General features: G+C 65.1%; 20 protein-coding genes. 10 read left to right on the forward strand and 10 right to left on the reverse strand.

The window, feature by feature from the left end; translation table 11 throughout:
- Nucleotides 1–15: 15 nt before the first annotated feature.
- The 9 genes from DCM80_RS21635 to DCM80_RS21675 all read right to left on the reverse strand — a co-directional run bounded on the left by DCM80_RS21635 (nucleotide 16) and on the right by DCM80_RS21675 (nucleotide 10378).
- The gene (locus DCM80_RS21635) at nucleotides 16–1122 is read right to left on the reverse strand and encodes an ABC transporter ATP-binding protein (protein WP_257193589.1); all 1107 of its coding nucleotides are present in this window, start codon (nucleotides 1120–1122) and stop codon (nucleotides 16–18) included.
- Complete coding sequence (locus DCM80_RS21640) at nucleotides 1122–2111, reverse strand: ABC transporter ATP-binding protein (RefSeq protein ID WP_257193590.1); 990 nt, start codon at nucleotides 2109–2111, stop codon at nucleotides 1122–1124. The genes DCM80_RS21635 and DCM80_RS21640 overlap by 1 nt, the downstream gene beginning before the upstream one ends.
- On the reverse strand, nucleotides 2108–2818 hold the full coding sequence (locus DCM80_RS21645) for a DUF1028 domain-containing protein (protein WP_257193591.1): 711 nt from the start codon (nucleotides 2816–2818) through the stop codon (nucleotides 2108–2110). Before DCM80_RS21645 ends, DCM80_RS21640 begins: the two co-directional genes overlap by 4 nt.
- A gap of 10 nt (nucleotides 2819–2828) precedes the next feature.
- A complete protein-coding gene (locus tag DCM80_RS21650) occupies nucleotides 2829–4634 on the reverse strand; it encodes a gamma-glutamyltransferase family protein (protein WP_257193592.1) in 1806 nt (601 codons plus the stop codon).
- Nucleotides 4635–4715: 81 nt separating this feature from the next.
- Nucleotides 4716–5705: an ABC transporter ATP-binding protein gene (locus tag DCM80_RS21655; protein ID WP_257193593.1), complete on the reverse strand. Its 990-nt coding sequence runs from the start codon at nucleotides 5703–5705 to the stop codon at nucleotides 4716–4718.
- A complete protein-coding gene (locus DCM80_RS21660; RefSeq protein ID WP_257193594.1) occupies nucleotides 5702–6688 on the reverse strand; it encodes an ABC transporter ATP-binding protein in 987 nt (328 codons plus the stop codon). The genes DCM80_RS21655 and DCM80_RS21660 overlap by 4 nt, the downstream gene beginning before the upstream one ends.
- Before the next feature lie 28 nt (nucleotides 6689–6716).
- Nucleotides 6717–7688 carry an ABC transporter permease gene (locus tag DCM80_RS21665; protein WP_257193595.1) on the reverse strand — a complete coding sequence of 324 codons (972 nt, stop codon included), beginning with the start codon at nucleotides 7686–7688 and terminating at the stop codon, nucleotides 6717–6719.
- An 11-nt stretch (nucleotides 7689–7699) separates the two neighbouring features.
- A complete protein-coding gene (locus DCM80_RS21670; RefSeq protein WP_257193596.1) occupies nucleotides 7700–8680 on the reverse strand; it encodes an ABC transporter permease in 981 nt (326 codons plus the stop codon).
- A 102-nt stretch (nucleotides 8681–8782) separates the two neighbouring features.
- Nucleotides 8783–10378, reverse strand: coding sequence for an ABC transporter substrate-binding protein (locus DCM80_RS21675; protein WP_257193597.1), 1596 nt, complete (start codon nucleotides 10376–10378; stop codon nucleotides 8783–8785).
- A gap of 303 nt (nucleotides 10379–10681) precedes the next feature.
- On the opposite strand from DCM80_RS21675, the gene DCM80_RS21680 reads away from it, so the two are divergent.
- The 6 genes from DCM80_RS21680 to DCM80_RS21705 all read left to right on the forward strand — a co-directional run bounded on the left by DCM80_RS21680 (nucleotide 10682) and on the right by DCM80_RS21705 (nucleotide 18408).
- Nucleotides 10682–10939: a DUF6489 family protein gene (locus DCM80_RS21680; RefSeq protein ID WP_028135213.1), complete on the forward strand. Its 258-nt coding sequence runs from the start codon at nucleotides 10682–10684 to the stop codon at nucleotides 10937–10939.
- Nucleotides 10939–11739, forward strand: a complete 801-nt coding sequence (locus DCM80_RS21685) for a triacylglycerol lipase (RefSeq protein WP_257193598.1) — start codon at nucleotides 10939–10941, stop codon at nucleotides 11737–11739. The genes DCM80_RS21680 and DCM80_RS21685 overlap by 1 nt, the downstream gene beginning before the upstream one ends.
- Before the next feature lie 48 nt (nucleotides 11740–11787).
- The gene (locus tag DCM80_RS21690) at nucleotides 11788–13338 is read left to right on the forward strand and encodes a wax ester/triacylglycerol synthase family O-acyltransferase (RefSeq protein WP_257193599.1); all 1551 of its coding nucleotides are present in this window, start codon (nucleotides 11788–11790) and stop codon (nucleotides 13336–13338) included.
- 10 nt (nucleotides 13339–13348) lie between these two features.
- On the forward strand, nucleotides 13349–14344 hold the full coding sequence (locus DCM80_RS21695; protein WP_257193600.1) for an alpha/beta fold hydrolase: 996 nt from the start codon (nucleotides 13349–13351) through the stop codon (nucleotides 14342–14344).
- 125 nt (nucleotides 14345–14469) lie between these two features.
- Nucleotides 14470–17703 carry a bifunctional cytochrome P450/NADPH--P450 reductase gene (locus DCM80_RS21700; RefSeq protein ID WP_257193601.1) on the forward strand — a complete coding sequence of 1078 codons (3234 nt, stop codon included), beginning with the start codon at nucleotides 14470–14472 and terminating at the stop codon, nucleotides 17701–17703.
- Between the two features lie 30 nt (nucleotides 17704–17733).
- The gene (locus DCM80_RS21705) at nucleotides 17734–18408 is read left to right on the forward strand and encodes a spermidine synthase (protein ID WP_257193602.1); all 675 of its coding nucleotides are present in this window, start codon (nucleotides 17734–17736) and stop codon (nucleotides 18406–18408) included.
- Between the two features lie 118 nt (nucleotides 18409–18526).
- On the opposite strand, the gene DCM80_RS21710 is transcribed toward DCM80_RS21705, so the two are convergent.
- Nucleotides 18527–19441: an alpha/beta fold hydrolase gene (locus DCM80_RS21710; RefSeq protein WP_257193603.1), complete on the reverse strand. Its 915-nt coding sequence runs from the start codon at nucleotides 19439–19441 to the stop codon at nucleotides 18527–18529.
- Between the two features lie 160 nt (nucleotides 19442–19601).
- On the opposite strand from DCM80_RS21710, the gene DCM80_RS21715 reads away from it, so the two are divergent.
- From DCM80_RS21715 to DCM80_RS21730, 4 genes are all read left to right on the forward strand, one after another.
- Nucleotides 19602–19985, forward strand: a complete 384-nt coding sequence (locus tag DCM80_RS21715) for a hypothetical protein (protein ID WP_257193604.1) — start codon at nucleotides 19602–19604, stop codon at nucleotides 19983–19985.
- A complete protein-coding gene (locus tag DCM80_RS21720) occupies nucleotides 19982–21064 on the forward strand; it encodes an alpha/beta hydrolase (RefSeq protein WP_257193605.1) in 1083 nt (360 codons plus the stop codon). The genes DCM80_RS21715 and DCM80_RS21720 overlap by 4 nt, the downstream gene beginning before the upstream one ends.
- Nucleotides 21061–21654 (forward strand): GNAT family N-acetyltransferase, encoded by a 594-nt coding sequence (locus DCM80_RS21725; protein WP_257193606.1) that lies wholly within the window; start codon nucleotides 21061–21063, stop codon nucleotides 21652–21654. Before DCM80_RS21720 ends, DCM80_RS21725 begins: the two co-directional genes overlap by 4 nt.
- A 195-nt stretch (nucleotides 21655–21849) precedes the next feature.
- Nucleotides 21850–22305, forward strand: coding sequence for a phasin (locus tag DCM80_RS21730; RefSeq protein ID WP_257193607.1), 456 nt, complete (start codon nucleotides 21850–21852; stop codon nucleotides 22303–22305).
- Nucleotides 22306–22354: the final 49 nt, after the last annotated feature.

Consider the following 22354-nt stretch of genomic DNA (forward strand, 5'->3'; position numbering starts at 1 on the left):
TCCCCATTGCTTCGGCTATTTCGTTGTGGACGCAGTGTCTTGTATACCAACCCCGGCGGAGCTCCGGCCTTCCGTCTTTTGGCTGAAGGCCGCGACCAATCTTGCAAGCGCCGGCGAAAATCCGCCCGCTACCGGCAGAATGGCATCGGCAGACGGCAGCTCTGCCATTCGGTGACAGGCGGCGGCATGGCCGGTGCCGTCCGCCGTCAGCTTCGGCGCCTCGCTGCGGCAACGCTCGATCACGAACGGGCAGCGGGTGTGGAAGCGGCAGCCGGCCGGAGGATTGAGCGCGCTCGGGATTTCGCCCTCCAGCAGGACCGTCGTTCGTTTCGCCTTCGGCTGCGGCAGCGGGATCGCGGATAGCAGCGCCCGGCTGTAGGGATGACGTGGCGCGGCGAACAGCGCGTCGGCCTTAGCCGTCTCGACGATCTGGCCGAGATTCATCACCGCCACCTGGTCGGCGATGTGCTTGATCACGGCGAGGTCGTGCGAGACGAAGATGTAGGCGAGGCCGAGCCGGTCCTGCAGCTCACGCAGCAGGTTGAGGATCTGCGCGCGGATCGAGACGTCGAGCGCCGAGACCGGCTCGTCGCAGATGATCAGCTTCGGCTCGACCGCGAGCGCGCGGGCGATGGCGATGCGCTGGCGCTGGCCGCCGGAGAATTCGTGCGGATAGCGCCGGGCGAGGCGCGGCTCCAGCCCGACCAGCCGCAGCAGCTCGGCGACGCGCGCGCGGCGCTGCGCCGGCGGCACGAGATCGTGCAGCGCCAGCGGTTCGGTCAGGATCTGGCCGACCGTCATGCGCGGGTTGAGCGAGGCATAGGGGTCCTGGAAGATGATCTGCGCCTCGCGGCGGAACGCGCGCAAGCCGCCGGCGTCGAGCGCGAGCAGGTCGCGGCCCTCGAACCGCACCGTGCCCGAATCCGGCTCGATCAGTCGCAGCACCAGGCGGCTGATCGTGGATTTGCCGCAACCGGATTCGCCGACCAGGGCCAGTGTCTTGCCGGCCTCGAGCGTGAAGGAAACCCCATCGACCGCCTTGACGTGCGCCAGCGGCCGGCCAAACAGCGAGCGCCGGGCGACGAAATGCTTGACCAGGCCGGTAACCTCGAGCAGCGCCATCACGCCACCAGACGTTCGAGCGGCGCGCGGATGCAGCGCGAGAGATGGCCGGGGCTGATTTCGAGCAATGGCGGCGGCGCATGACTGCAGGCGTCCAGCACGAACGGGCAGCGCGCCGCGAAGCGGCAGCCCGCCGGCGGCTGCGCCATGTTCGGCACCATGCCTTCGATCGTCGCAAGCTGCTCGGCGCGATGGTCGAGCCGCGGGATCGAGCCGAGCAGGCCCACTGTGTAAGGATGCTGCGGGGCGGAGAACAGCTCGTCCACCGGCGCCCGCTCGACGATCTCGCCGGCATACATCACCGCGACCTCGTCGCAGACTTCGGCGACGACGCCGAGATCGTGGGTGATCAGGATGATGGCGGCGCCGCTGGCCGCCTTCAGCTCGCGCATCAGCTCCAGGATCTGGGCCTGCAGGGTGACGTCGAGCGCCGTGGTCGGCTCGTCCGCGATCAAGAGGTGCGGATCGCAGGCCAGCGCCATCGCGATCATCACGCGCTGGCGCATGCCGCCGGACAGCTTGTGCGGATATTCGTCGATGCGGCGTTCGGGTGATGGGATGTGGACGCGGCGCAACAGCTCGATCGTCCGCTCGCGCGCGCTTTTTCGCGAGCCGCCGCGATGGCGCAAGATGGTCTCGATGATCTGGTCGCCGATCGTGAAGCTCGGATTGAGCGAGGTCATCGGCTCCTGGAAGATCATCGCGAGCCGGTTGCCGCGCAAATCGCGCAGGGTCTGATCCGTCGTCCGCAGCAGATCGAGGCCGTCGAAGCGGATCGCGCCGGTTATCTCCGCGCTTTGTTTCGGCAAGAGGCCCATGATCGCGAGCGACGTCACGCTCTTGCCGCAGCCGGATTCGCCGACGAGGCCCAGCGTCGCGCCGTTGGCCACGCTGAGATCGACGCTGTCGACCGCGTGGGTGATGCGGCCGTCGTCGCCGTGGAAACGGATGCGCAGGTCCCTGATCTCGATGAGAGGGCTCGCGCTCATGACTGTCTTGCGCGTGCGGCTGCGATGCTGGCGTCGATGACGCTGCGATCGGTGTTGCCGGCCGGGTTCTTTCGCGTCGGCATCGACGCGCGAAAGTGCACCCAGAGCTCGTGGCTGACGCGTTCGAGCCGTTCGAGCTCGCCGATCGGGTCGGGATGATCGTCGGCGCGAATGTCCAGCGCCGGCCATTCCTCCTCGCCGTGGATCAGGAGCGCCGCGGACTGCTTTCCGCGCTTGTCGCCGCCGGCGGCTTCCCCAGCGCGCATCGCCGCGAGCAGGCGGCGCGGGAAGGGCAGGCTGTCGTTGGCGAGATAGGTCTTTGCCGTCTCGGCAAGCACGTCGGCGCCAGCGAGCATGTTGCCGGCGATCGAATATCCGCTGCCCGCGACGTGTCCGCACCAATCGACGCAGTCGCGGCCGGTATGCGCCGCGATTGCGCCGCTCGCATCCATGATGTGGACCTGCCGGCTTTCGCGGCCCTCGTCCGCCGCGAGCAGCGTTGCGAGCACGTCGTGGACGTTGAGACCCTCGCGCAGCAGCTTGACCCCGTCGATGCCGTAATAGGGATTGACGAAGGCCTGCGTCGCGATCGCGCCGAGGCCGGCCGCGATATAGGGCACGCGGGCACCGACGGCGAAGAACCGAGTCGCGACCGCGATGCCGAACTGGCCGGTGGCAGGATCTTTCGCGATGATCGACCAGGTCATGTGCTGCCTATCAGCGTCCCGCGGCGTAACCTTGCATGCCGCGCGGATTGGCGGCGGCGCGCCGGCGCGGTCCGACACGCGAGGCCGCGGTGAGGCGGCCTTCGGACCAGTCGGGGCCGACCTCGACGATGTGCCCGCGCTCGCGCAGGTTCTCGATCGTCGCCTTGGGCACGCGGTTCTCGACCACGAGCACGCCGGGGCGCGCGGTGCGCGGCCAGAACGAGATCGGGAAATGCTCGGAGTGCCAGGCCGGCGCGTCGATGGCTTCCTGGAGATTGAGATTGCAATGGACGTGGCGCAGGAAGAACTGGGTGATCCATTGGTCCTGCTGATCGCCGCCGGGCGAGCCCCAGGCGAGGTAAGGCTCGCCGTCGCGCAGCGCCATGCTCGGCGACAGCGTCGTGCGCGGCCGCTTGCCGGGCGCCAGCGAACTCGGCTGGTTCTCTTCCAGATCGAACATCTGGGCGCGGCTGCCGAGGCAGAAACCCAATTCGGGAATGACGGGCGAGGATTGCAGCCAGCCACCGGACGGCGTCGAGGATACCATGTTGCCGGCCTTGTCGATGATGTCGAAATGCACGGTGTCGCCGCGCACCTCGCCGAAGCGCCCCACGGTTGGTTCGCCGGCACCCAAAGCGCCCACGGCCTCGCGCTGTCCTTCGGCGCGACGCAGCTTGACCACGCCGCCAAAGCCCTCGACCGCGCCGGGCCGGAGATCGAGCGAAGCCTTCTCGGTCACGAGCTTGCGGCGCTCGTCGTTATACGCATCCGACAGCAGCGTCCCGATCGGGATCTCGCTGAATTTAGGATCGCCATAGAACTTCTCGCGGTCGGCGAAGGCGAGCTTGGCGCATTCGATCTGCAGATGAATGAACTCCGGTCCGGTCGGATCGAGCCCGTCGAGCCCAAAGCCCTTCAGGAGCGCCAGCTGCTGCAGCGTCACCGGGCCCTGGCTCCAGACGCCGGCCTTGCACACGGTGTAGCGGCCATAATCGTAGGTGAGCGGCGCCTCGATGGTCGGCTGCCAGCGCGCCATGTCGTCGGCGGACAGCACGCCGCGATGCGGCGAGCCGCTGACGTCCATCACCTCCTGGGTCCGGCAGAACCGGTCGATGGCCTCGGCGACGAAGCCTTGCGACCAGGCCTTGCGCGCCCGCTCGATCTCGGCATCGCGGCCTCCGCCGCCGCTCTCGGCCTCGCCGAGAATGCGGGCATAAGTTGCGGCCAGCGTCTTGTTGGTGAACAGCGTGCCCGGCTTCGGCACCTCGCCGTTCGGCAGATAGACGGCGGCGGAGGTCGGCCAATGCTTGCGGAACAATTGCTCGACGGTCTGGATCGTGGCGCAGGCGCGCTCCACCAGCGGGTAGCCGTCGCGCGCATAGGAGATGGCGGGCTCCAGCACGTCGCGCACGCGCATCGTGCCGTAGTCGCGCAGCAGCATCATCCAGGATTCGAAGGTGCCGGGGACGCAGGCGGCGAGCAGGCCGGTGCCCGGCACCATGTCGAGGCCCTCGCTCCTGTAGTGCGCGATGGTGGCGCGTGCCGGCGCCGGGCCCTGGCCGCAGATCACCTCGGTGCGGCCGCGCTTCACATCGTGCACGATGACGGGCACGTCGCCGCCCGGGCCGTTCAGATGCGGCTCGACCACCTGGAGCGTGAAGGCGGTGGCGACTCCGGCGTCGAAGGCGTTGCCGCCCTTTTCGAGAATGGCCATGCCGATTGCGGTCGCGATCCAGTGCGTGGTGGCGACGACCCCGAACGTGCCCTCGATCTCGGGGCGCGTCGTAAAGGGATCGGGGTTGACGTTGCTGGCCATCGATTACCTCACTTGCGGCGCGCGCAATTGATCACAGGGACGGGCCGCGGCCAAATGCGCAGGCTGCATGGCACGCGCGCGTCACGCCGGGACCGGTGCGGTGTTGACCGCATGGCAGGCGACGCCGCCGATCAGTTCCGGAGCCTCCTTGCGGCAGAGATTGAACGCCAGTGGACAGCGCGGATTGAAGGCGCAGCCGGAGGGCGGGTTGATCGGGTTCGGGATCTCGCCTTTCACCGGAATGCGCTGGCGGCCGCTCATGGCAAGGTCGGGCACGGCGCCCAGCAGCATCTTGGTGTAGGGCATGCGCGGATTGGCGAACAGCTCGCGTCCCTCCGCGATCTCGACGATGCGGCCGAGATACATCACGCCGACGCGGCTCGCCATGTGGCGGACTACGGCGAGGTTGTGGCTGATGAACATGTAGGTCAGGCCGAACTTGTCCTGGAGGTCGCGCATCAGGTTGAGGATCTGCGCTTGCACCGAGACGTCGAGCGCCGAAGTCGGCTCGTCGCAGACGATGAACTCGGCGTCGGAAGCGAGCGCCCGCGCAATTGCGATGCGCTGACGCTGGCCGCCCGAGAATTCGTGCGGAAACTTCAGCCGGTCGTCGGGATGCAGGCCGACCAGCGTGAGCAGCTCGGCGACGCGGGCCCGGATGTCGCGCTCGCCCTGGATCAAGTCGAAGGCGCGGATCGGCTCGGAGATGATGGCGTCGACGCGGAAGCGCGGGTTCAGGCTGGCATAGGGATCCTGGAAGATCATCTGGATGCGGCGGCGCAACTTCCGCCGCGCCGGCGTCTGCCGCGGATCGGTCATCGAGACGCCGTCGATCAGGACGTCGCCGGCGCTCGGCGGCAGCAGCCCCACGACCATCCGCGCCACCGTGGTCTTGCCCGAGCCGGACTCGCCGACCAGCGCAAACGTCTCACCCTTCCTGATGTCGAAGGTGACGTGGTCGACCGCCTTGAGATACTCGAGGTGCCCGCCCTCGAGCATGCGGTTGAGCCAGGGTTTCGAGACATCGAAAACCCGACGCAGATTTGTGGCCTGAACGAAGGGAGCGCTCATGCCGCGCTCTCCGCCGGCACGTTGTCGTAGAGGTGGCAGGCGACCGATTGCGTGCCGCGCGGCAGCGGCTCCGGCCGCTCGACCCGGCAGCGGTCGAAGGCGAAGGCGCAGCGCGGATTGAACGAACAGCCGCGCGGGATTGCCGAGAGGCGCGGCATCGAACCGGGGATCTGCTGGAGGCGCTTGTCGTCGCCGGCCAGCGTCGGAATCGCGCCCATCAAGCCTTTGGCGTAGGGGTGCAGCGGATTTCTGACGACATCCTGCACCGGACCGATCTCGGCGACGCGGCCGGCATACATCACCGCAACGCGGTCCGAGGTCTCCGCGATCACGCCCATGTCGTGCGTCACCAGCATCACGGCGGTGCCGTGGTCGCGGCCGAGCCGCTTGATCAGCGAGATGATCTGCGCCTGCACGGAGACGTCGAGCGCGGTGGTCGGCTCGTCGGCGATGATCAGCTCGGGCTCGGCGCAGATCGCCAGCGCGATCACGACGCGCTGACGCATGCCGCCGGAGAATTCGTGCGGATAGCCGTCGATGCGCCGGTCCGGCGCGGGAATGCCGACCTCGGCGAGCAGGTCGATGGCGCGGCGGCGGGCGGCGGATTCGGACAGGTCCAAATGGGTCCTGATCGTCTCCACGATCTGGTCGCCGACCCGATACAGCGGATTGAGGGAAGTGAGGGGGTCCTGGAAGATCATGCCGATCCGCTTGCCGCGGATGCGGCGCATCTCCTCAGGCGGCAGATGGTCGATGCGCTGGCCTGCCAGACGAATCTCGCCGCCGGCGATGCGGCCGGGAGGATCGATCAGGCCGATCACGGCAAGACCGGTGACGGATTTTCCGGCTCCGGATTCGCCGACCACGCCCAGCACCTCGCCCTTGGCGATGTCGAAGGAGGCGCCGTCGATAGCGCGCAGCGTGCCGCGGCGGGAGGCGAACTCCACCTGGAGGTTGCGCACGGAGAGGATTGGTTCGGTCATGAGCGGGGCGGACTCATCGAAATGTTGCTCATCGGAGTTTCGGATTGAGCGCGTCGCGCAGCCAGTCGCCCAGCAAATTGATCGACAGGATCAGCCCGGCCAGCGCCAGGCCCGGGAAGGCGACGATCCACCATTCGCCAGCGAACAGGTAGTTGTTGCCGATGCGGATCAGGGTGCCGAGCGAGGGCATCGTGTCGGGCAGGCCGACGCCCAGGAAGGACAGCGTCGCCTCGGTGATGATGGCCAGCGCCAGGTTGATGGTGGCGATGACCAGGATCGGGCCCATAGTGTTGGGCAGCACGTGGCGCAGCATGATCGTCGGCGCGGGAAGGCCGATCAGTTGCGCGGCAGCCACGTAATCCTTGTTCTTCTCGACCATCACGGAGCCCCGCACCGTTCGGGCATACCCCACCCAGAAACTCAGGCCGATCGAGATCACCAGCACCACGAGCATGCTGGTGGCATCCAGCCGGTTGCCGAAGATGGATTTGGCGATGCCGTTGACCAGCAGCGCGATCAGAATGGCGGGAAAGGTGAGCTGCACGTCGGCGATCCGCATGATCACGCCGTCGACCGCGCCGCCGAAATAGCCGGCGATCAGGCCGAGCGCGATGCCGAGCGCACCGGCGAAGATCACGCCGGCGACGCCCACCGCGAGCGAGATGCGCATTCCATAGAGGATGGCGGAGAACACGTCGCGGCCCTGCTCGTCGGTGCCGAGCAGGAACGGGCTCTGTCCGTCGGCGGTCCAGAGCGGCGAGATGCGCGAGTTCATCAACTGGAGCTGCGCCGGATCGAACGGGTTCTGCACCGCGAGGGCGGATGCAAAGATCGCGAGCAGGAAGAACAGCACGGTGATGGCCGCCGCCACCATGGTCAGCTTGGAACGGCGGAACGAATAGAAGATGTCGCTGTCGAGCGCGCGGCTCAGCCAGCTGCGGCCGACATGGGCGGGCGGCGTGCTCTGCTCGTCGGCATTGGAGGCGGCTGCGTCGGACATGCAGGGCTGCCTTATGAGGCGCGGCCGACGGTCGCGCGGAGGCGCGGATCGACCACGGTGTAGAGGATGTCGACCACCAGGTTGATGGTGACGAAGATCAGCGAAACCATCAGCAGGTAGGCGGCCATGATCGGGATGTCGACGTTTTGCACGGCCTGCACGAACAGAAGTCCCATGCCCGGCCATTGGAACACGGTTTCGGTGATGATCGAAAATGCAATAACCGAGCCAAACTGGAGTCCGGCCACCGTGATCACGGGAATCAGCGTGTTCTTCAGCGCGTGGCCGAAATGGATGGCGCGGGTGGTGAGCCCCCGGGCACGGGCGAAGCGGATATAGTCGGTTCGCAGCACCTCCAGCATCTCCGCCCGCACCAGCCGCATGATCAAGGTCATCTGGAACAGGCCGAGGGTGATCGAGGGCATGATCAATGCCTTCAGTCCCGACAGCGTGAGCAGGCCCGTGCTCCACCAGCCGAGCTTGACCACCTCGCCGCGGCCGAACGAGGGCAACCAGCCCAATGTCACGGCGAACAGGTAGATCAGCAGAATGCCGATCAGGAAAGTCGGCAACGAGATTCCGACGAGCGAAACCGCCTGGAACAGCTTGGCCAGCAAGGTGTCGCGCCTAAGCGCCGAATAGACCCCCATCAGAATCCCGAACACCATTGCAAAGACGGTGGCGCAGATCGCAAGTTCCAGCGTGGCGGGCATCCGCTCCATCAACAAAGTCGAGACCGGCTGGCGGAACTGATAGGAGACGCCGAACTTGAACTGCGCGGCATCGGCGAAGTAGCGCACGAACTGCACCGGCACGGGATCGTCGAGACCGAGCGACTTACGCACGATTTCGCGTTCGGCCGCCGAGGTGTCGATCGAGACGATCTGGTTGACGGGGTCGCCGGCGAAACGGAACATCGAGAAGGCGATGATGCCCACGGCGAACATGACGCCGATGGCCTGAACCGCGCGGCGAAGCGTGAAAGCGAGCATGCCTTCCACTATCCTTGGGTACGTGCGGCCGACGATTTTGTCAGCCGGAAAAAGGAAAGGTCCCGGCCGCCTGGTGCGCCGGGACCTCGTGTTCGACTGACGCTATTCCTTCTTGGTCGCCCAGTGGAACATGACCAAATTGTCGGCGCGTTGCGGCAGGTTGACCTTTTTCGATACGCCCCAGGCCAGCGCCTGCTGATGCAGCGGAATGTAGGCCCAGTCCTTGATGCTGATGTCGTAGGCCTGCTTGATCAGCTGGTTGCGCTTGGCGGTGTCGGTCTCGACCAGCACCTTGTCGGTGATGGCGTCGAACTCCTTGTTGCAATAACCGCCGAGATTGGCCTCGCCGCGCGAGGATTTCGCATCGTCGCGGCAGCCCATGATGTCGTACAGCACGTTGTGCGAGTCCATCGTGCTCGGGGTCCAGCCCAAGAGGTAGAACGAGGTCTGGTAGCCGCCTTGCTTGAGCACCTTGGCGAAGTACTGCGCCTTCGGCTGCGCCAAGAGATTGATCTTGACGCCGATGCGGGCGAGCATGCCGACGACGGCCTGGCAGATCGCGGCGTCGTTGACGTAGCGATCGTTCGGGCAATCCATCGTGACCTCGAAGCCGTCGGGATAACCCGCTTCGGTCAGGAGCTTCTTGGCGCCGTCAGGATCGAATTTCGGCCGCGTGAACTCCTTGGACAGGGCAAACAGTTCCGGCGCGATCATCAGGGCCGACGGCGTCGACAGTCCGCGCATCACGCGCGTCTTGATCAGCTCGATGTCGATGGCCTTGTAGAAGGCTTCGCGAACCCGGGCGTCCTTGAAGGGGTTCTTGCCCTTGATGTTGGAGTAGAGCAGTTCGTCGCGCGTCTGGTCGAAGCCGATGAAGATGGTGCGCAGCTCCGGCCCCTTCAGCACCTGGGCATTCGGGCTGGAATCGACGCGGGAGATGTCCTGGATCGGCACCGGCTCGATGACGTCGACTTCGCCGGAGAGCAGTGCGGCGACGCGGGTGGCGTCGGAGGAAATCGGGGTGAAGACGATCTCCTTCAGGTTACCTTCCACCTTGCCCCAGTAATTGGGATTGGCCTTGAACACCGTCTTCACGCCGGGCTGATGGCTTTCGATGATGAAGGGGCCGGTGCCGTTCTCGTGCAGCGAGGCGTAGCTGGGCGTGGTCGCCGCCACCGGCGTCGGATCGACGACGTTGTTCGCCTCGGCCCATTTCTTGTCCATGATGTACCAGACATCCCACGAATTGTGCAGGATGGGATTGGGCGAGGGCAGGACGAAGTCGACGGTGTAGTCGTCGACCTTGACGACCTTGACGTCGGGCGCAAGGCGGGTCTGCATGTTGGACCCCTTCTTGCGGACGCGATCGGCCGAGAACACGACGTCGTCGGCGGTGAAGGGGTCGCCGTTGTGGAATTTCACGCCCTTGCGCAAATGGAAGCGCCAGCGGGTCGGTTCGGGAGTTTCCCAGCTCTCCGCCAGCGCCGGAATGATCTTGAGGTCCTTGTCGCGCGCGGTGAGGCCCTGGTAGACGTGACCGAGATGCGCGTGGGTCGTGCTCTCGTTGAGCGTGTAGGGATCAAGGGACTTCAGGTCACCCTGGTTGGCATAACGGAGCGTTTGGCTCGACGCCGGCGTGACCGCCAACGCAAGCGCACCGGCGAGCGTCGTCGCAAACAGACTTCGACCTAATGACATTCTTGACCCTCTCCACGCTGCCATGCCGATGATTTTTGATTGTTCGGCGGGGCTGATTGATCCATGTTGCCCAGAGTTCTCGACCGGTGCAAGCGCCATTCCAGCAAGGAACGCGCCAAGTTGCGCCGCTGTGCAGCAATGCAGTCCATGCCGTCCGGCATGGAAGATCGCCTCTTTCGACTTTGGTTGACCATACCGCCCGATTGGGGGACGGGCACGCCGCGCCTGCATCAGGTCGCTTGCGTCGCAGCACAACTCGCGGCGATACTCCGCCAGGCGGCCCGAATCTCATCCGGAGGGGACATGAAAGTAAATATCGAAATTGACTGCACCCCCCTCGAGGCTCGCCAGTTCTTCGGTCTGCCCGACGTGGGGCCGATGCAGACGGCGGTGATGGACAAGCTGCAGCAGCAGGTGCTCAGCAACATCGAGAAGGTCTCGCCGGAATCGCTGATCCAGAGCTGGTTCACGTTCGATCCGAAGATCGCCGAGCGGTTTCAGGATATGTTCGTCACGATGGCCGGCCTCGGCGGCACGCGCAGCAGCGACAAGAAAAAATAGTGTCGTCCGGGCAGGAGGGGGCGCTGGAGAAAGGCCGGCTACGTCCGCCGGGCCTCGCCCTGTTGCTCGCAGAAGCCCGTGGCCTGCTCGAACTCAATGCAAGCCTCCTGCTGTCGCCGCTCCTGATGCGGGCGCCGCGGGGCGACGGCCATCCGGTGCTGGCGCTGCCGGGCTTCCTCGCCAGCGACGTCTCGATGGCGCCGATGCGGCGCTATCTCAGCGAGCTCGGCTACGAGACGCATGCCTGGCGGATGGGCCGTAATCTCGGCGGGCTGGGCCGGATGCGGGACGCGCTGCGCGCCCGGCTTGCGGAGATTCATGCCGCGAGCGGGCGCAAGGTCAGCCTGGTCGGGTGGAGTCTCGGCGGCGTCTATGCCCGTGATCTTTCGCTTTGGGCGCCCGACATGGTTCGCTACGTCATCACGCTCGGCAGCCCTTTCGCCAATGACGTGCGGGCGACCAACGCCAGGCGGCTGTACGAGGCGCTGTCCGGCGAGCGCGTCGAGGATTTCGCGGAAGCGCGCGAGGCGATCGCCGGCGATCTGCCGGTTCCGACAACCTCGATCTATTCGCGGGCCGACGGTGTGGTTAACTGGCGGACCTGCTTGTTGCGTCCCTCCGACCGCGCCGAAAACATCGAGGTGCATCTGGCGAGCCATCTCGGGCTCGGGGTAAATCCTGCGGCGCTGTGGGCGGTGGCCGACCGTTTGGCCCAACCGGAGGGGGAGTTCTCGCCATTTGACCGGGCAGGGCCGTTTGCCATTGCATATGCCCCGCCGGAACAGGCAATATCGGCCTGACGAGAAGCGCCGGCTAAGGCGCCCGTCAAATCGTTGCGGGAGGGAATTATGGCTGACGGTAAGAAGCTGTCGTCGCTGGACGCGTCTTTTCTCTATCTGGAAACACCGGAAATGCCGATGCATGTCGGCAGCATGGCGATCTTTCGCCTGCCCGACGACTACAAGGGCGACTTCTTCGAAGACTTCAAGGCGATGATCGTCTCGCGGCTGCACATCGCGCCGATTCTGAAGGTGCGGCTGGAGAAGGCGCCGCTCGACATCGACCATCCGTCCTGGGTCGAGGATGACCAGTTCGACATCGACCGCCACATCTTCCGCGCCAGCCTGCCGCAGCCGCGCGACCGCGCCACGCTCGAGCGCATCGTCGGCTGGATGCATGCCAAGCTGCTCAACCGCGCCCGTCCGCTCTGGGAATTCTACGTATTCGAGGGCATGAAGGACAACGAGGTCGGGCTTTATTCCAAGATGCATCATGCCGCGATCGACGGCGGCGCCGGCGCGGCGCTGACCAACATGATCTACGACATCTCGCCGATCCCGCGGAGGGTCGAGCCGCCGACGGCGGGCAGCAAACCAGGGCAGGAGCCGCGCGACATCGCCGCGAACCTCCTGGATTCCTATCAGCAGCTGTTCAGCCAGCCGCTCGATGCTTCGCAGGCCGCGAAGAACCTTCAGCTGCCGCGCACCGGCAAGAGCGACATCGGCTCGATCCTGTTCGACAATGCGATGTATCAGATCGAGAGCGCGGTGCGCTTCGCCGGCAACATCCCGACCGTGCTCAAGAGCGTGTCCGACGTGCTCGGCAAGGTCGCCGATCCCAAGTCGCGCGAAAGCCTCGCCAGCATGGTGTCGCCCCCGACCATGCTCAACAAGACCATCTCCTCGGAACGAAGCTTTGCCGGCGTGTCGATCCCGCTGTCGCGGGCCAAGGCGCTGGCTAAACAGGCCGGCGGCAAGCTCAACGACGTCGTGCTGGCGCTGGCGTCTGGCGTCGTCCGCCGCTATCTGCTGCAATATGGCACGCTGCCGGCGAAATCGCTGACGGCGGCGGTGCCGATCTCGCTGCGTGAGGAGGGCAACACCGAGGCCAACAACCAGGTGTTCGGCATGATCTGCTCGATCGCGACCAATGTCGACGATCCCAAGGCGCGGCTGGAGGCCATCATCGCGCAGTCGACCAAATCCAAGGAGATGTCGCATCCCCTGCGCGCGCTGATGCCGCAGGTCTCCAACATCTCGATGCTGGGCGCGCCGATCATGGTGCAGATCCTGGCGCTGCTCTACAGCCGCTCGAACCTCTCGGACGTGCTGCCGCCGGCCGCCAACATCACGGTGTCCAACGTGCCGGGACCGCGGCAGACGCTCTATGCCGCGGGGGCCGAGCTGCTGCACATCTTCCCGGTGTCGATCTCGACACACGGGCAGGCGCTCAACATCACCGTGCAGAGTTATCGCGACCAGCTCGATTTCGGCTTCATCGTCGGCGCCAACATCATTCCGCACGTGCAGGTGATGTGCGACATGCTGCCGGAGGAGTTCGCCGCACTGGAGGCGGCCTACGCGCCGCCGGCGGCCGACATCAAGGGTGCCGCTGAATAGGAATGCTGCAATGATAGAAATGCCGCCGCTCAAGTTCGCGTCGACGAACGGAATCCGCATGGGCTATTACGAGGCTGGCCCAGCCGACGACAAGCCGCCGGTCGTGCTGTGCCACGGCTGGCCCGAGCTCGCCTTTTCCTGGCGCCACCAGATCAAGGCGCTGAGCGAGGCCGGCATCCGCGTGATCGCCCCGGACCAGCGCGGCTATGGCGCGACCGACCGCCCCGAGCCGGTCGAAGACTACGACATGGAGCATTTGACAGGCGATCTGGTCGGGCTGCTCGATCATCTCGGGATCGACAAGGCGATCTTCGTCGGTCACGACTGGGGCGGCTTCGTCGTCTGGCAGATGCCTTTGCGGCACCCTTCGCGGGTTGCCGGTGTGGTCGGGGTCAACACCCCGCATTGGGACCGCGCGCCGATCGATCCCATCGCGCTGTTTCGCCAGCGCTATGGCGACCAGATGTATATCGTCCAGTTCCAGGATCCCGCGCGCGAGCCGGACAGGATTTTCGGCAGCCGGGTCGAGCAGACCTTCGACGCGTTCATGCGCAAGCCGCTGGGGCGGCCTGCGGCGAAGCCGGATGAGCCGCCGATCGCAGGCGTCGGCGCCGCGGCAAAAACCAATCTGGCCTTCCCGCAGATGATTGCGGCTTACGATGCCAAGGTCGACCCGCGCACGCCGATCCTGTCCACCGACGAGAAGAAGGTGTTCGTCGACACCTTCACGAAGACAGGCTTCACCGGCGGCATCAACTGGTACCGTAACTTCACCCGCAATTGGGAGCGGTCGAAGGGCCTGGACCACCACGTCCACGTGCCGTCGCTGATGATCATGGCGGAGAACGACGCGGTGCTGCCGCCCTCTGCGGCGGACGGCATGGAGAATCTGATCGGTGATCTCGAAAAGTATCTGGTGAAGGACAGCGGCCATTGGACGCAGCAGGAGAAGCCGGAGGAGGTCAGCGCCAAGCTGATCGAATGGCGTAGAAGGCGGTTTGGCTAGCGCTCGTCATTGCAAGCGAAGCGAGGCAATCCAGAAATGCATTCGCGGAAGGCAGTCTGGATTGCTTCGTCGCTTCGCTCCTCGCAATGACGGCGGTGAATATCGAGGCAGGGGAAGCACTTTTAATGTCTACCACGAATCGTCTGGACCCGATTCCGCATCCGCCGACCAAGCCGGTGGTCGGCAACATGCTGTCGCTGGATTCGGCTGCGCCCGTGCAGCACCTGACGCGGCTCGCCAAGGAGCTCGGTCCGATCTTCTGGCTCGATATGATGGGCTCGCCGATCGTGGTCGTCTCCGGCCACGATCTCGTCGACGAGCTCTCCGACGAGAAGCGCTTCGACAAGACGGTGCGCGGCGCGCTGCGGCGCGTGCGCGCGGTCGGCGGCGACGGCCTGTTCACGGCCGATACCAGGGAGCCGAACTGGAGCAAGGCGCACAACATCCTGCTTCAGCCCTTCGGCAACCGCGCCATGCAGTCCTATCATCCGAGCATGGTCGATATCGCCGAGCAACTGGTCCAGAAATGGGAGCGGCTCAACGCCGACGACGAGATCGACGTCGTTCATGATATGACGGCGCTGACGCTGGACACGATCGGGCTGTGCGGTTTCGACTACCGTTTCAACTCCTTCTACCGGAGCGACTATCATCCCTACGTCGAGTCGTTGGTGCGCTCGCTCGAAACCATCATGATGACGCGCGGCCTGCCGTTCGAGCAGATCTGGATGCAGAAGCGGCGCAAGACCCTCGTCGAAGACGTCGCCTTCATGAACAGGATGGTCGACGAGATTATCGCCGAGCGCCGCAAGAGCGCGGAAGGGATCGACGACAAGAAGGACATGCTGGCTGCGATGATGACCGGCGTCGACCGTTCGACCGGCGAGCAGCTCGACGACGTCAATATCCGCTACCAGATCAACACCTTCCTGATCGCCGGCCACGAGACCACCAGCGGCCTGTTGTCCTACACGCTCTATGCGCTGCTCAAGCATCCGGAGATCCTGAAGAAGGCGTACGACGAGGTCGATCGCGTCTTCGGGCCGGACGTCAATGCGAAGCCGACCTACCAGCAGGTGACGCAGCTCACCTACATCACGCAGATCCTGAAGGAGGCGCTGCGGCTGTGGCCGCCGGCGCCGGCCTATGGCATCTCGCCGCTGAACGACGAGACGATCGGCGGCAAGTACAAGCTTCGGAAGGGCACCTTCACCACGATCCTGGTGACCGCCCTGCATCGCGATCCCTCCGTCTGGGGTCCGAATCCCGATGCCTTCGATCCCGAGAATTTCAGCCGCGAGGCGGAAGCGAAGCGGCCGATCAACGCCTGGAAGCCGTTCGGCAACGGCCAGCGCGCCTGCATCGGCCGCGGCTTCGCCATGCACGAGGCCGCCCTGGCGCTCGGCATGATCCTGCAGCGCTTCAAGCTGATCGACCATCAGCGCTACCAGATGCATCTGAAGGAAACGCTGACGATGAAGCCGGAAGGCTTCAAGATCAAGGTGCGCCCCCGTGCCGAGCGCGAGCGCGGCGCTTACGGTGGGCCTCTTGCGTCTGCGTCCTCGGCGCCGAAGGCGCCGCGCCAGCCGACGGCCCGGCCCGGCCACAACACGCCGATGCTGGTGCTGTACGGCTCTAATCTCGGCACGGCGGAAGAACTCGCGACGCGCATGGCCGACCTTGCGGAGATCAACGGTTTTGCCGTGCATCTCGGCCCGCTCGACGATTACGTCGGCAAGCTGCCGCAGCAGGGCGGCGTGCTGATCATCTGCGCCTCCTACAACGGCGTGCCGCCTGACAACGCGACGCAGTTCGTCAAATGGCTTGGCGGCGATTTGCCGAAGGATGCCTTCGCCGGCGTGCGCTACGCCGTGTTCGGTTGCGGCAACAGCGACTGGGCCGCGACCTATCAATCGGTGCCGCGCCTGATCGACGAGCAATTGTCGAAGCATGGCGCGCGTGCGGTCTATCCGCGCGGCGAGGGCGATGCGCGCAGCGATCTCGATGGCCAGTTCCAGAAATGGTTCCCGGCCGCGGCCCAGGTCGCGACCAAGGAGTTCGGCATCGACTGGAATTTCACCCGCACCGCGGAGGACGATCCGCTCTATGCGATCGAGCCGGTCGCGGTCACCGCCGTCAACACCATCGTGGCGCAGGGCGGCGCGGTGGCGATGAAGGTGCTGGCCAACGAGGAGCTTCAGAACAAGAGTGGGGCCCATCCGTCGGAGCGATCGACGCGGCACATCGAGGTGCAGCTGCCCGCCAATGTCAGCTACCGGGTCGGCGATCACCTCAGCGTCGTCCCGCGCAATGATCCGACGCTGGTGGATTCTGTGGCCCGTCGCTTCGGTTTCCTGCCCGCCGACCAGATCAGGCTGCAGGTCGCCGAGGGCCGCCGCGCCCAATTGCCGGTCGGCGAGGCCGTGTCGGTGGGCCGCCTGCTCAGCGAGTTTGTCGAGCTGCAGCAGGTCGCAACCCGCAAGCAGATCCAGATCATGGCCGACCACACCCGTTGCCCGATGACCAAGCCGAAGCTGTTGGGCTTCGTCGGCGAGGAGCCTGAAACGCTCGAGCGCTACCGCACCGAGATTCTGGCGAGACGCAAATCGGTGTTCGACCTGCTGCTGGAATATCCCGCCTGCGAACTGCCGTTCCACGTCTATCTGGAAATGCTCTCGCTGCTGGCGCCGCGCTATTACTCGATCTCGTCCTCGCCGTCGGTTGATCCCGCTCGCTGCAGCATCACGGTGGGCGTGGTCGAGGGCCCCGCCGCCTCGGGACGCGGCGTCTACAAAGGAATCTGCTCGAACTATCTCGCCAATCGCCGTGCGGGCGATATGATCTACGCCACCGTACGCGAGACCAAAGCGGGCTTCCGGCTGCCCGATAATGCATCCGTGCCGATCATCATGATCGGACCCGGTACGGGACTTGCGCCCTTCCGCGGCTTCCTCCAGGAGCGCGCGACGCGCAAGGCGAAAGGGACCACGCTCGGCCCGGCCATGCTGTTTTTCGGCTGTCGCCATCCCGATCAGGATTTCCTCTACGCCGACGAGCTAAAGGCGCTAGCGGGCGCCGGCATCACCGAGCTGTTCACGGCGTTCTCGCGGAGCGACGGACCGAAGACCTATGTGCAACACGTGCTGGCGGCGCAGAAGGACAGGATCTGGCCGCTGATCGAGCAGGGCGCGATCATCTATGTCTGCGGTGATGGCGGCAAGATGGAGCCCGACGTGAAGGCGGCGCTGGTCGCGATCCACCGCGAGAGGAGCGGCGGTGACGCGGCCGCCAGCGCGCGCTGGATCGAGGAGATGGGCACGAACAACCGCTATGTGCTCGACGTTTGGGCGGGTGGGTGATTGTTCGTCCGATCGTGCTAAACCCCGGGGATGATTCCCTGGGAAAAGATCGACACCGCAAAAATCCCCGGCTCCGACGAGGAGCTCCGGCTGATGCGGCGTGGTAAGGAGTTCTCCATCAAGCTCGGCAGCAACGAGCTGATGAACAACCGCCTGTCCGGCTCGGAAGCCGCGCTCGCAACGCTGGCGGCGAAGCAGATCGAGAAGGTCGCCAAGCCCGTCGTCCTGATCGGCGGCCTCGGCATGGGCTTCACGCTGCGCGCGGCGCTCACCGTGCTCGGCCCCAAGGCGAAGATCGTGGTGTCCGAACTGGTGCCGGCGGTGGTGGCTTGGGCGAGAGGTCCGATGGCGGAGGTCTTCGGCGACAGCCTCGATGATACCAGGGTGAAGATCCGGGAAATCGACGTCGGCGAAATCGTCCGCGCGCAGCGGTCGGCCTTCGACGCCATCCTGCTCGACGTCGACAACGGGCCGGAAGGGCTGACCCGCAAGGGTAATGACGCGCTCTATAGCGCGAGCGGGCTCGCGGCAGCGAAGACGGCGCTGCGCCCGGGCGGCGTGCTCGCGGTCTGGTCGTCGGGACCCAACCCCGCCTTCACCAGGCGTCTTCGCACCGCCGGCTTCGACCTCAACGAAGTCAATGTCCGCGCCACCGGGCGAGGCGGTGGCGCGCGCCACGTGATCTGGATCGCGAAAAGACTGTAGGGTGGGCAAAGCGAAGCGTGCCCACCATCTGCATGTGGTGGGCACAGCGCGCAAAAAGGGCGCGCTTTTGCCCACCCTACGATATGCGTTGCGGGGACTGGATTCTTGAAGAGCCTGATCAGGCCGCCTGCGCCGCCGCGCCATGCGCGTGCTTGTCGATGGCGTCGATGATCTCGGGCCAGAACCGCATCGGCAGCGCGTGGCCCATGCCGTCGATCATCAGCAATTTGGCGTTCGGGATCGACGCCGCCGTATCCTTGCCGCCTTCGGGGCGGACCAGCGGATCGACGGTGCCGTGAATGACCAGTGTCGGTATCATCACCGCATGCAGCCGCTCTTTCCGGCTGCCGGACGCCAGCACGGCGCGAAGCTGGCGGCCGACGCCGGCCGGATTGAGTCCGCGCGCGAACACGCGCTCGGCGCGCTCGGGATCGAGCGCTTCCTCCTCCGGAAAATGTCCGGCGCGCAACACTTTCCAGGTCTGGCCGTAGCGGACGATGAACTCCTCCTTGCTGCGCGGCGGCGGCGCCATCAGCATTGCGGCGGCCTCGCGCGAAGGCGGCGGAATGCGCGGATTGCCTGTGGTCGACATGATCGATGTCAGCGAACGGACGCGGTGCGGAAACGACAGCGCCACCTCCTGGGCGATCATGCCGCCCATGGACGCCCCGACCAGATGCGCCGACTTGATGCCGAGCGCATCCATCAGCCCGACCGTGTCCTTCGCCATGTCGATCAGCTTGTAGGTCGCGGCGACGGGAATCCTGAGGAAGCGCAACTTCAGCAGCTCGAGCGGCGTCAGACGCTTGCCGCCGGTGAGATGGCTGGACTTGCCGATATCGCGATTGTCGAAGCGGATCACGCGGAAACCCCGCGCGGCAAGCTGCTCGCAGAACGGATCGTCCCAGTGGATCATCTGCGCGCCGAGACCCATGATCAGCAGCAGCGGTTCGGCATCGTCGTTGCCAAAGATCTCGTAGCAGATGTCGATGCCGTTGGCGCGGACGGTCTGGGGCGGCTGATGGGTGGTCACGGGTCCCTCCTGCTGATCGGTGTTGTATCGCACGGTTTGTCGCCACAAAGAAGCGGCGTGCCGAGCAGCGCGTGCGCTTGCCGGTTGACCGGCACGGCGCAACGGTGTGGTATGGCGAGAAAAGAAGGGCATCGCAGCTCTCGTTTTCAGGAGGACGCCGATGACCGACAAGACCAACGACCCCGTTGCAATGTGGCAGAAGATGGTCGGCGAGATGGAGAAGGGGTTCAACTCTTTCGCCAACCAGGCCATGTCGTCGCCGGAATTTTCGCAGGCGATGAACCGCGCCGGTGGAGTTGCTGCAGGTGCTCAGAAGCAGCTCGGCGAGCTCATGGAGAAATACCTGGTCACGATGAACCTGCCGAGCCGGGAGCAGGTCACGGGTCTTGCGGAACGGCTCCAGTCGGTCGAGGCTCAGATCGGCGAGATCAAGGCGATGCTGAGCCAGATGGCGGCGAATTCCGGCATCACGCAAGGCTTCGACAGCACCCCGCGGCCGCCGCGGACGAAGCGCCCGCCTTCCGAGCCCGGAGAGCCGACATGAATGGGCCGGCGGGACTCGATCTCGCGTCCATCCCGGAGCGGATCCAGGCCGAGGTGCAGCGCGCGATCCAGCGCAGCATCAAGGGCGTTGAATATTTCTCGACCTCGGGCCCTTCGCTCGGCTCGACGCCGAAGGATGTGCTGCATTCGCGCGGCACCATGAACCTTTATCATTATCGGCCGATGTCGGACGAGATCTACCGCGTGCCGGTGCTGATCGTGATGGCGACCACCAATCGCGGCTACATCCTCGATCTCGTCCCCGGGCAGAGCTTCATCGAGTTCTTGCTCAAGCGCGGATACGACGTCTACATGCTCGACTGGAGCGCGCCGCGACCGGAGGAGAAGAGCCTGCGGATGGAGGATTATGTCCTCGACTTCATCCCGGATTGCGTCCGCCGCGTGCAGGCCGATTCCGGTGAGCAGGACGTCTCCGTCATCGGCTATTGCTTCGGCGGCGTGCTGTCGCTGCTGTACGGCTCGATCCACAAGGACGGGCCGATGAAGAACCTGATCTGCTTCACCACGCCGATCGACTTCCGCGAGATGAAGCTGTTCTCGAACTTCTCCGACCGCCGCTATTTCGACGTCGACCGTCTCGTCGACAGCGTCGGCAACGTGCCGCCGGAGATGATCCTGTCTTCGTTCGAGATGCTGCGCCCGGCCTCACGCACGGTGAGCCAGATTCAGCTCTGGGAGAACATCTGGAACGACGAGTTCGTCAAATCCTACCGCATGTTCGATCGCTGGGCGACCGACACGCTGCCGCTGGCTGGCGAATATTTCCGCACCATCACCAAGGACCTGATGTGGGACAACAAGCTCTTCAACGACACCATGTCCGTCGGCGGCCGCACGGCGAAGCTCGAGAACATCAAGGTGCCGATCCTGCATGCCGTCGCCGAGCACGACCACATCGTGCCGTATGAGGCCGCCAAGCACCTGATCGCGAAGATCGGATCTGCGGACAAGGAAGAGGTGATCCTGAAAGGCGGCCACGTCTCGCTGGTCGCGGGCGCCAATGCCGTGAAGCGGCTATGGCCGAAACTGGATTCCTGGCTGGGAAAGAGATCGACATGAGCGAGCAGCGTTCCTATCCGCGTCACGTCAAGACGGACGCCGGCGATATCGAGATTCGTCTGATGGCGCCCGCGGACGAGGCCGCGGTGCTCGCCTTCGGCAAGGGTCTGCCGACCCACGATTTGCTGTTCCTGCCGCGCAATATCAGCGAGCCGAAGGTGCTGTCGGCCTGGGTCAAGGAGATCGAACGCGGCGCGATCACGAGCCTGCTCGCGGTCAAGGACGGCAAGGTCGTCGGCTGCGGCACGCTGGTGCGCGATCCCCATTCCTGGTCGCCCCATGTCGGCGAGATCCGGATGGTGGTCTCGCTCGATGTGCGCGGGAAGGGGGTGGGGCGGGCGCTGTCGCAGGAGACCTTTGCCCTCGCGCTCGGGGCGGGCCTGGAAAAGCTCTCGGTTCAGATGACGGTCGACCAGCAGGCGGCGATCGCCGTGTTCGAGAGCCTTGGCTTCAAGGCCGAAGCGCTGCTGCGGGACCACGTTCGGGACGTCGACGGCAAGACCCATGACATCGTCGTGCTCGGTCACAACATCGCGCAGGTCCAGGCCCAGATGGAGGCCTATGGGCTCCCGGGCGCAGTGCAGCACTAGGGACCGCCAACAAACGCGGTGGCGCTGTGAGGAGGCATCATGATGCCTCCTGTTCAAGATAATCACGAGTTCGTGATATCGCAGTGCAATATTGATATTGCATCGCACAATTAACTATGCCATATAAGTCGTGCCCCGGGCCCACGTGGACGGGGTGAGCCCATAGCTCAGACCAATGAGGATGGAGAGAACCCCATGACCACTGAAACCAACAGCGCTTTCGAGGGCTTCAAGGACGCTTTCAAGAACATCCAGAATCTGGAAGTTCCCGAGGCCGCCCGCGAGTTCGTCAAGAAGACCGCCAACACTGCCAAGGACCGTGCTGCCGAGGCTTTCGCAGGCTCCGAGCGCGTGACCGCCGCCGTCGAGAACGCGGTGACCGAATCCGTCACGGAAGCCGGCAAGATCAGCCGCAACATCCAGCAGGCGATCTACGAGGACGCCGAGGCGTTCTTCTCGAGCATCGACAAGCTCGCGTCCGCCAAGTCGTTCAGCGAGGCCGTCGAGATCCAGTCGGGCCTGCTCCGCTCGCGCGGCGAAGTGTTCGTCTCGCGCGCCAAGGCGACCGCCGACTATTTCGGCAAGCTCGCTGCCAACGGTGCGAAGTCCGCTCAGGACAATTTTGCCAAGGTCTACAACAAGACCGCCTGATCTGGCGCACTGAGCAGAAACTGAATTTGAGGCCCGCTTCGGCGGGCCT

Origin of the sequence: Bradyrhizobium sp. WBOS08 (assembly GCF_024585125.1) — a bacterium.
Taxonomy (GTDB): Bacteria; Pseudomonadota; Alphaproteobacteria; order Rhizobiales; family Xanthobacteraceae; genus Bradyrhizobium; species Bradyrhizobium japonicum_B.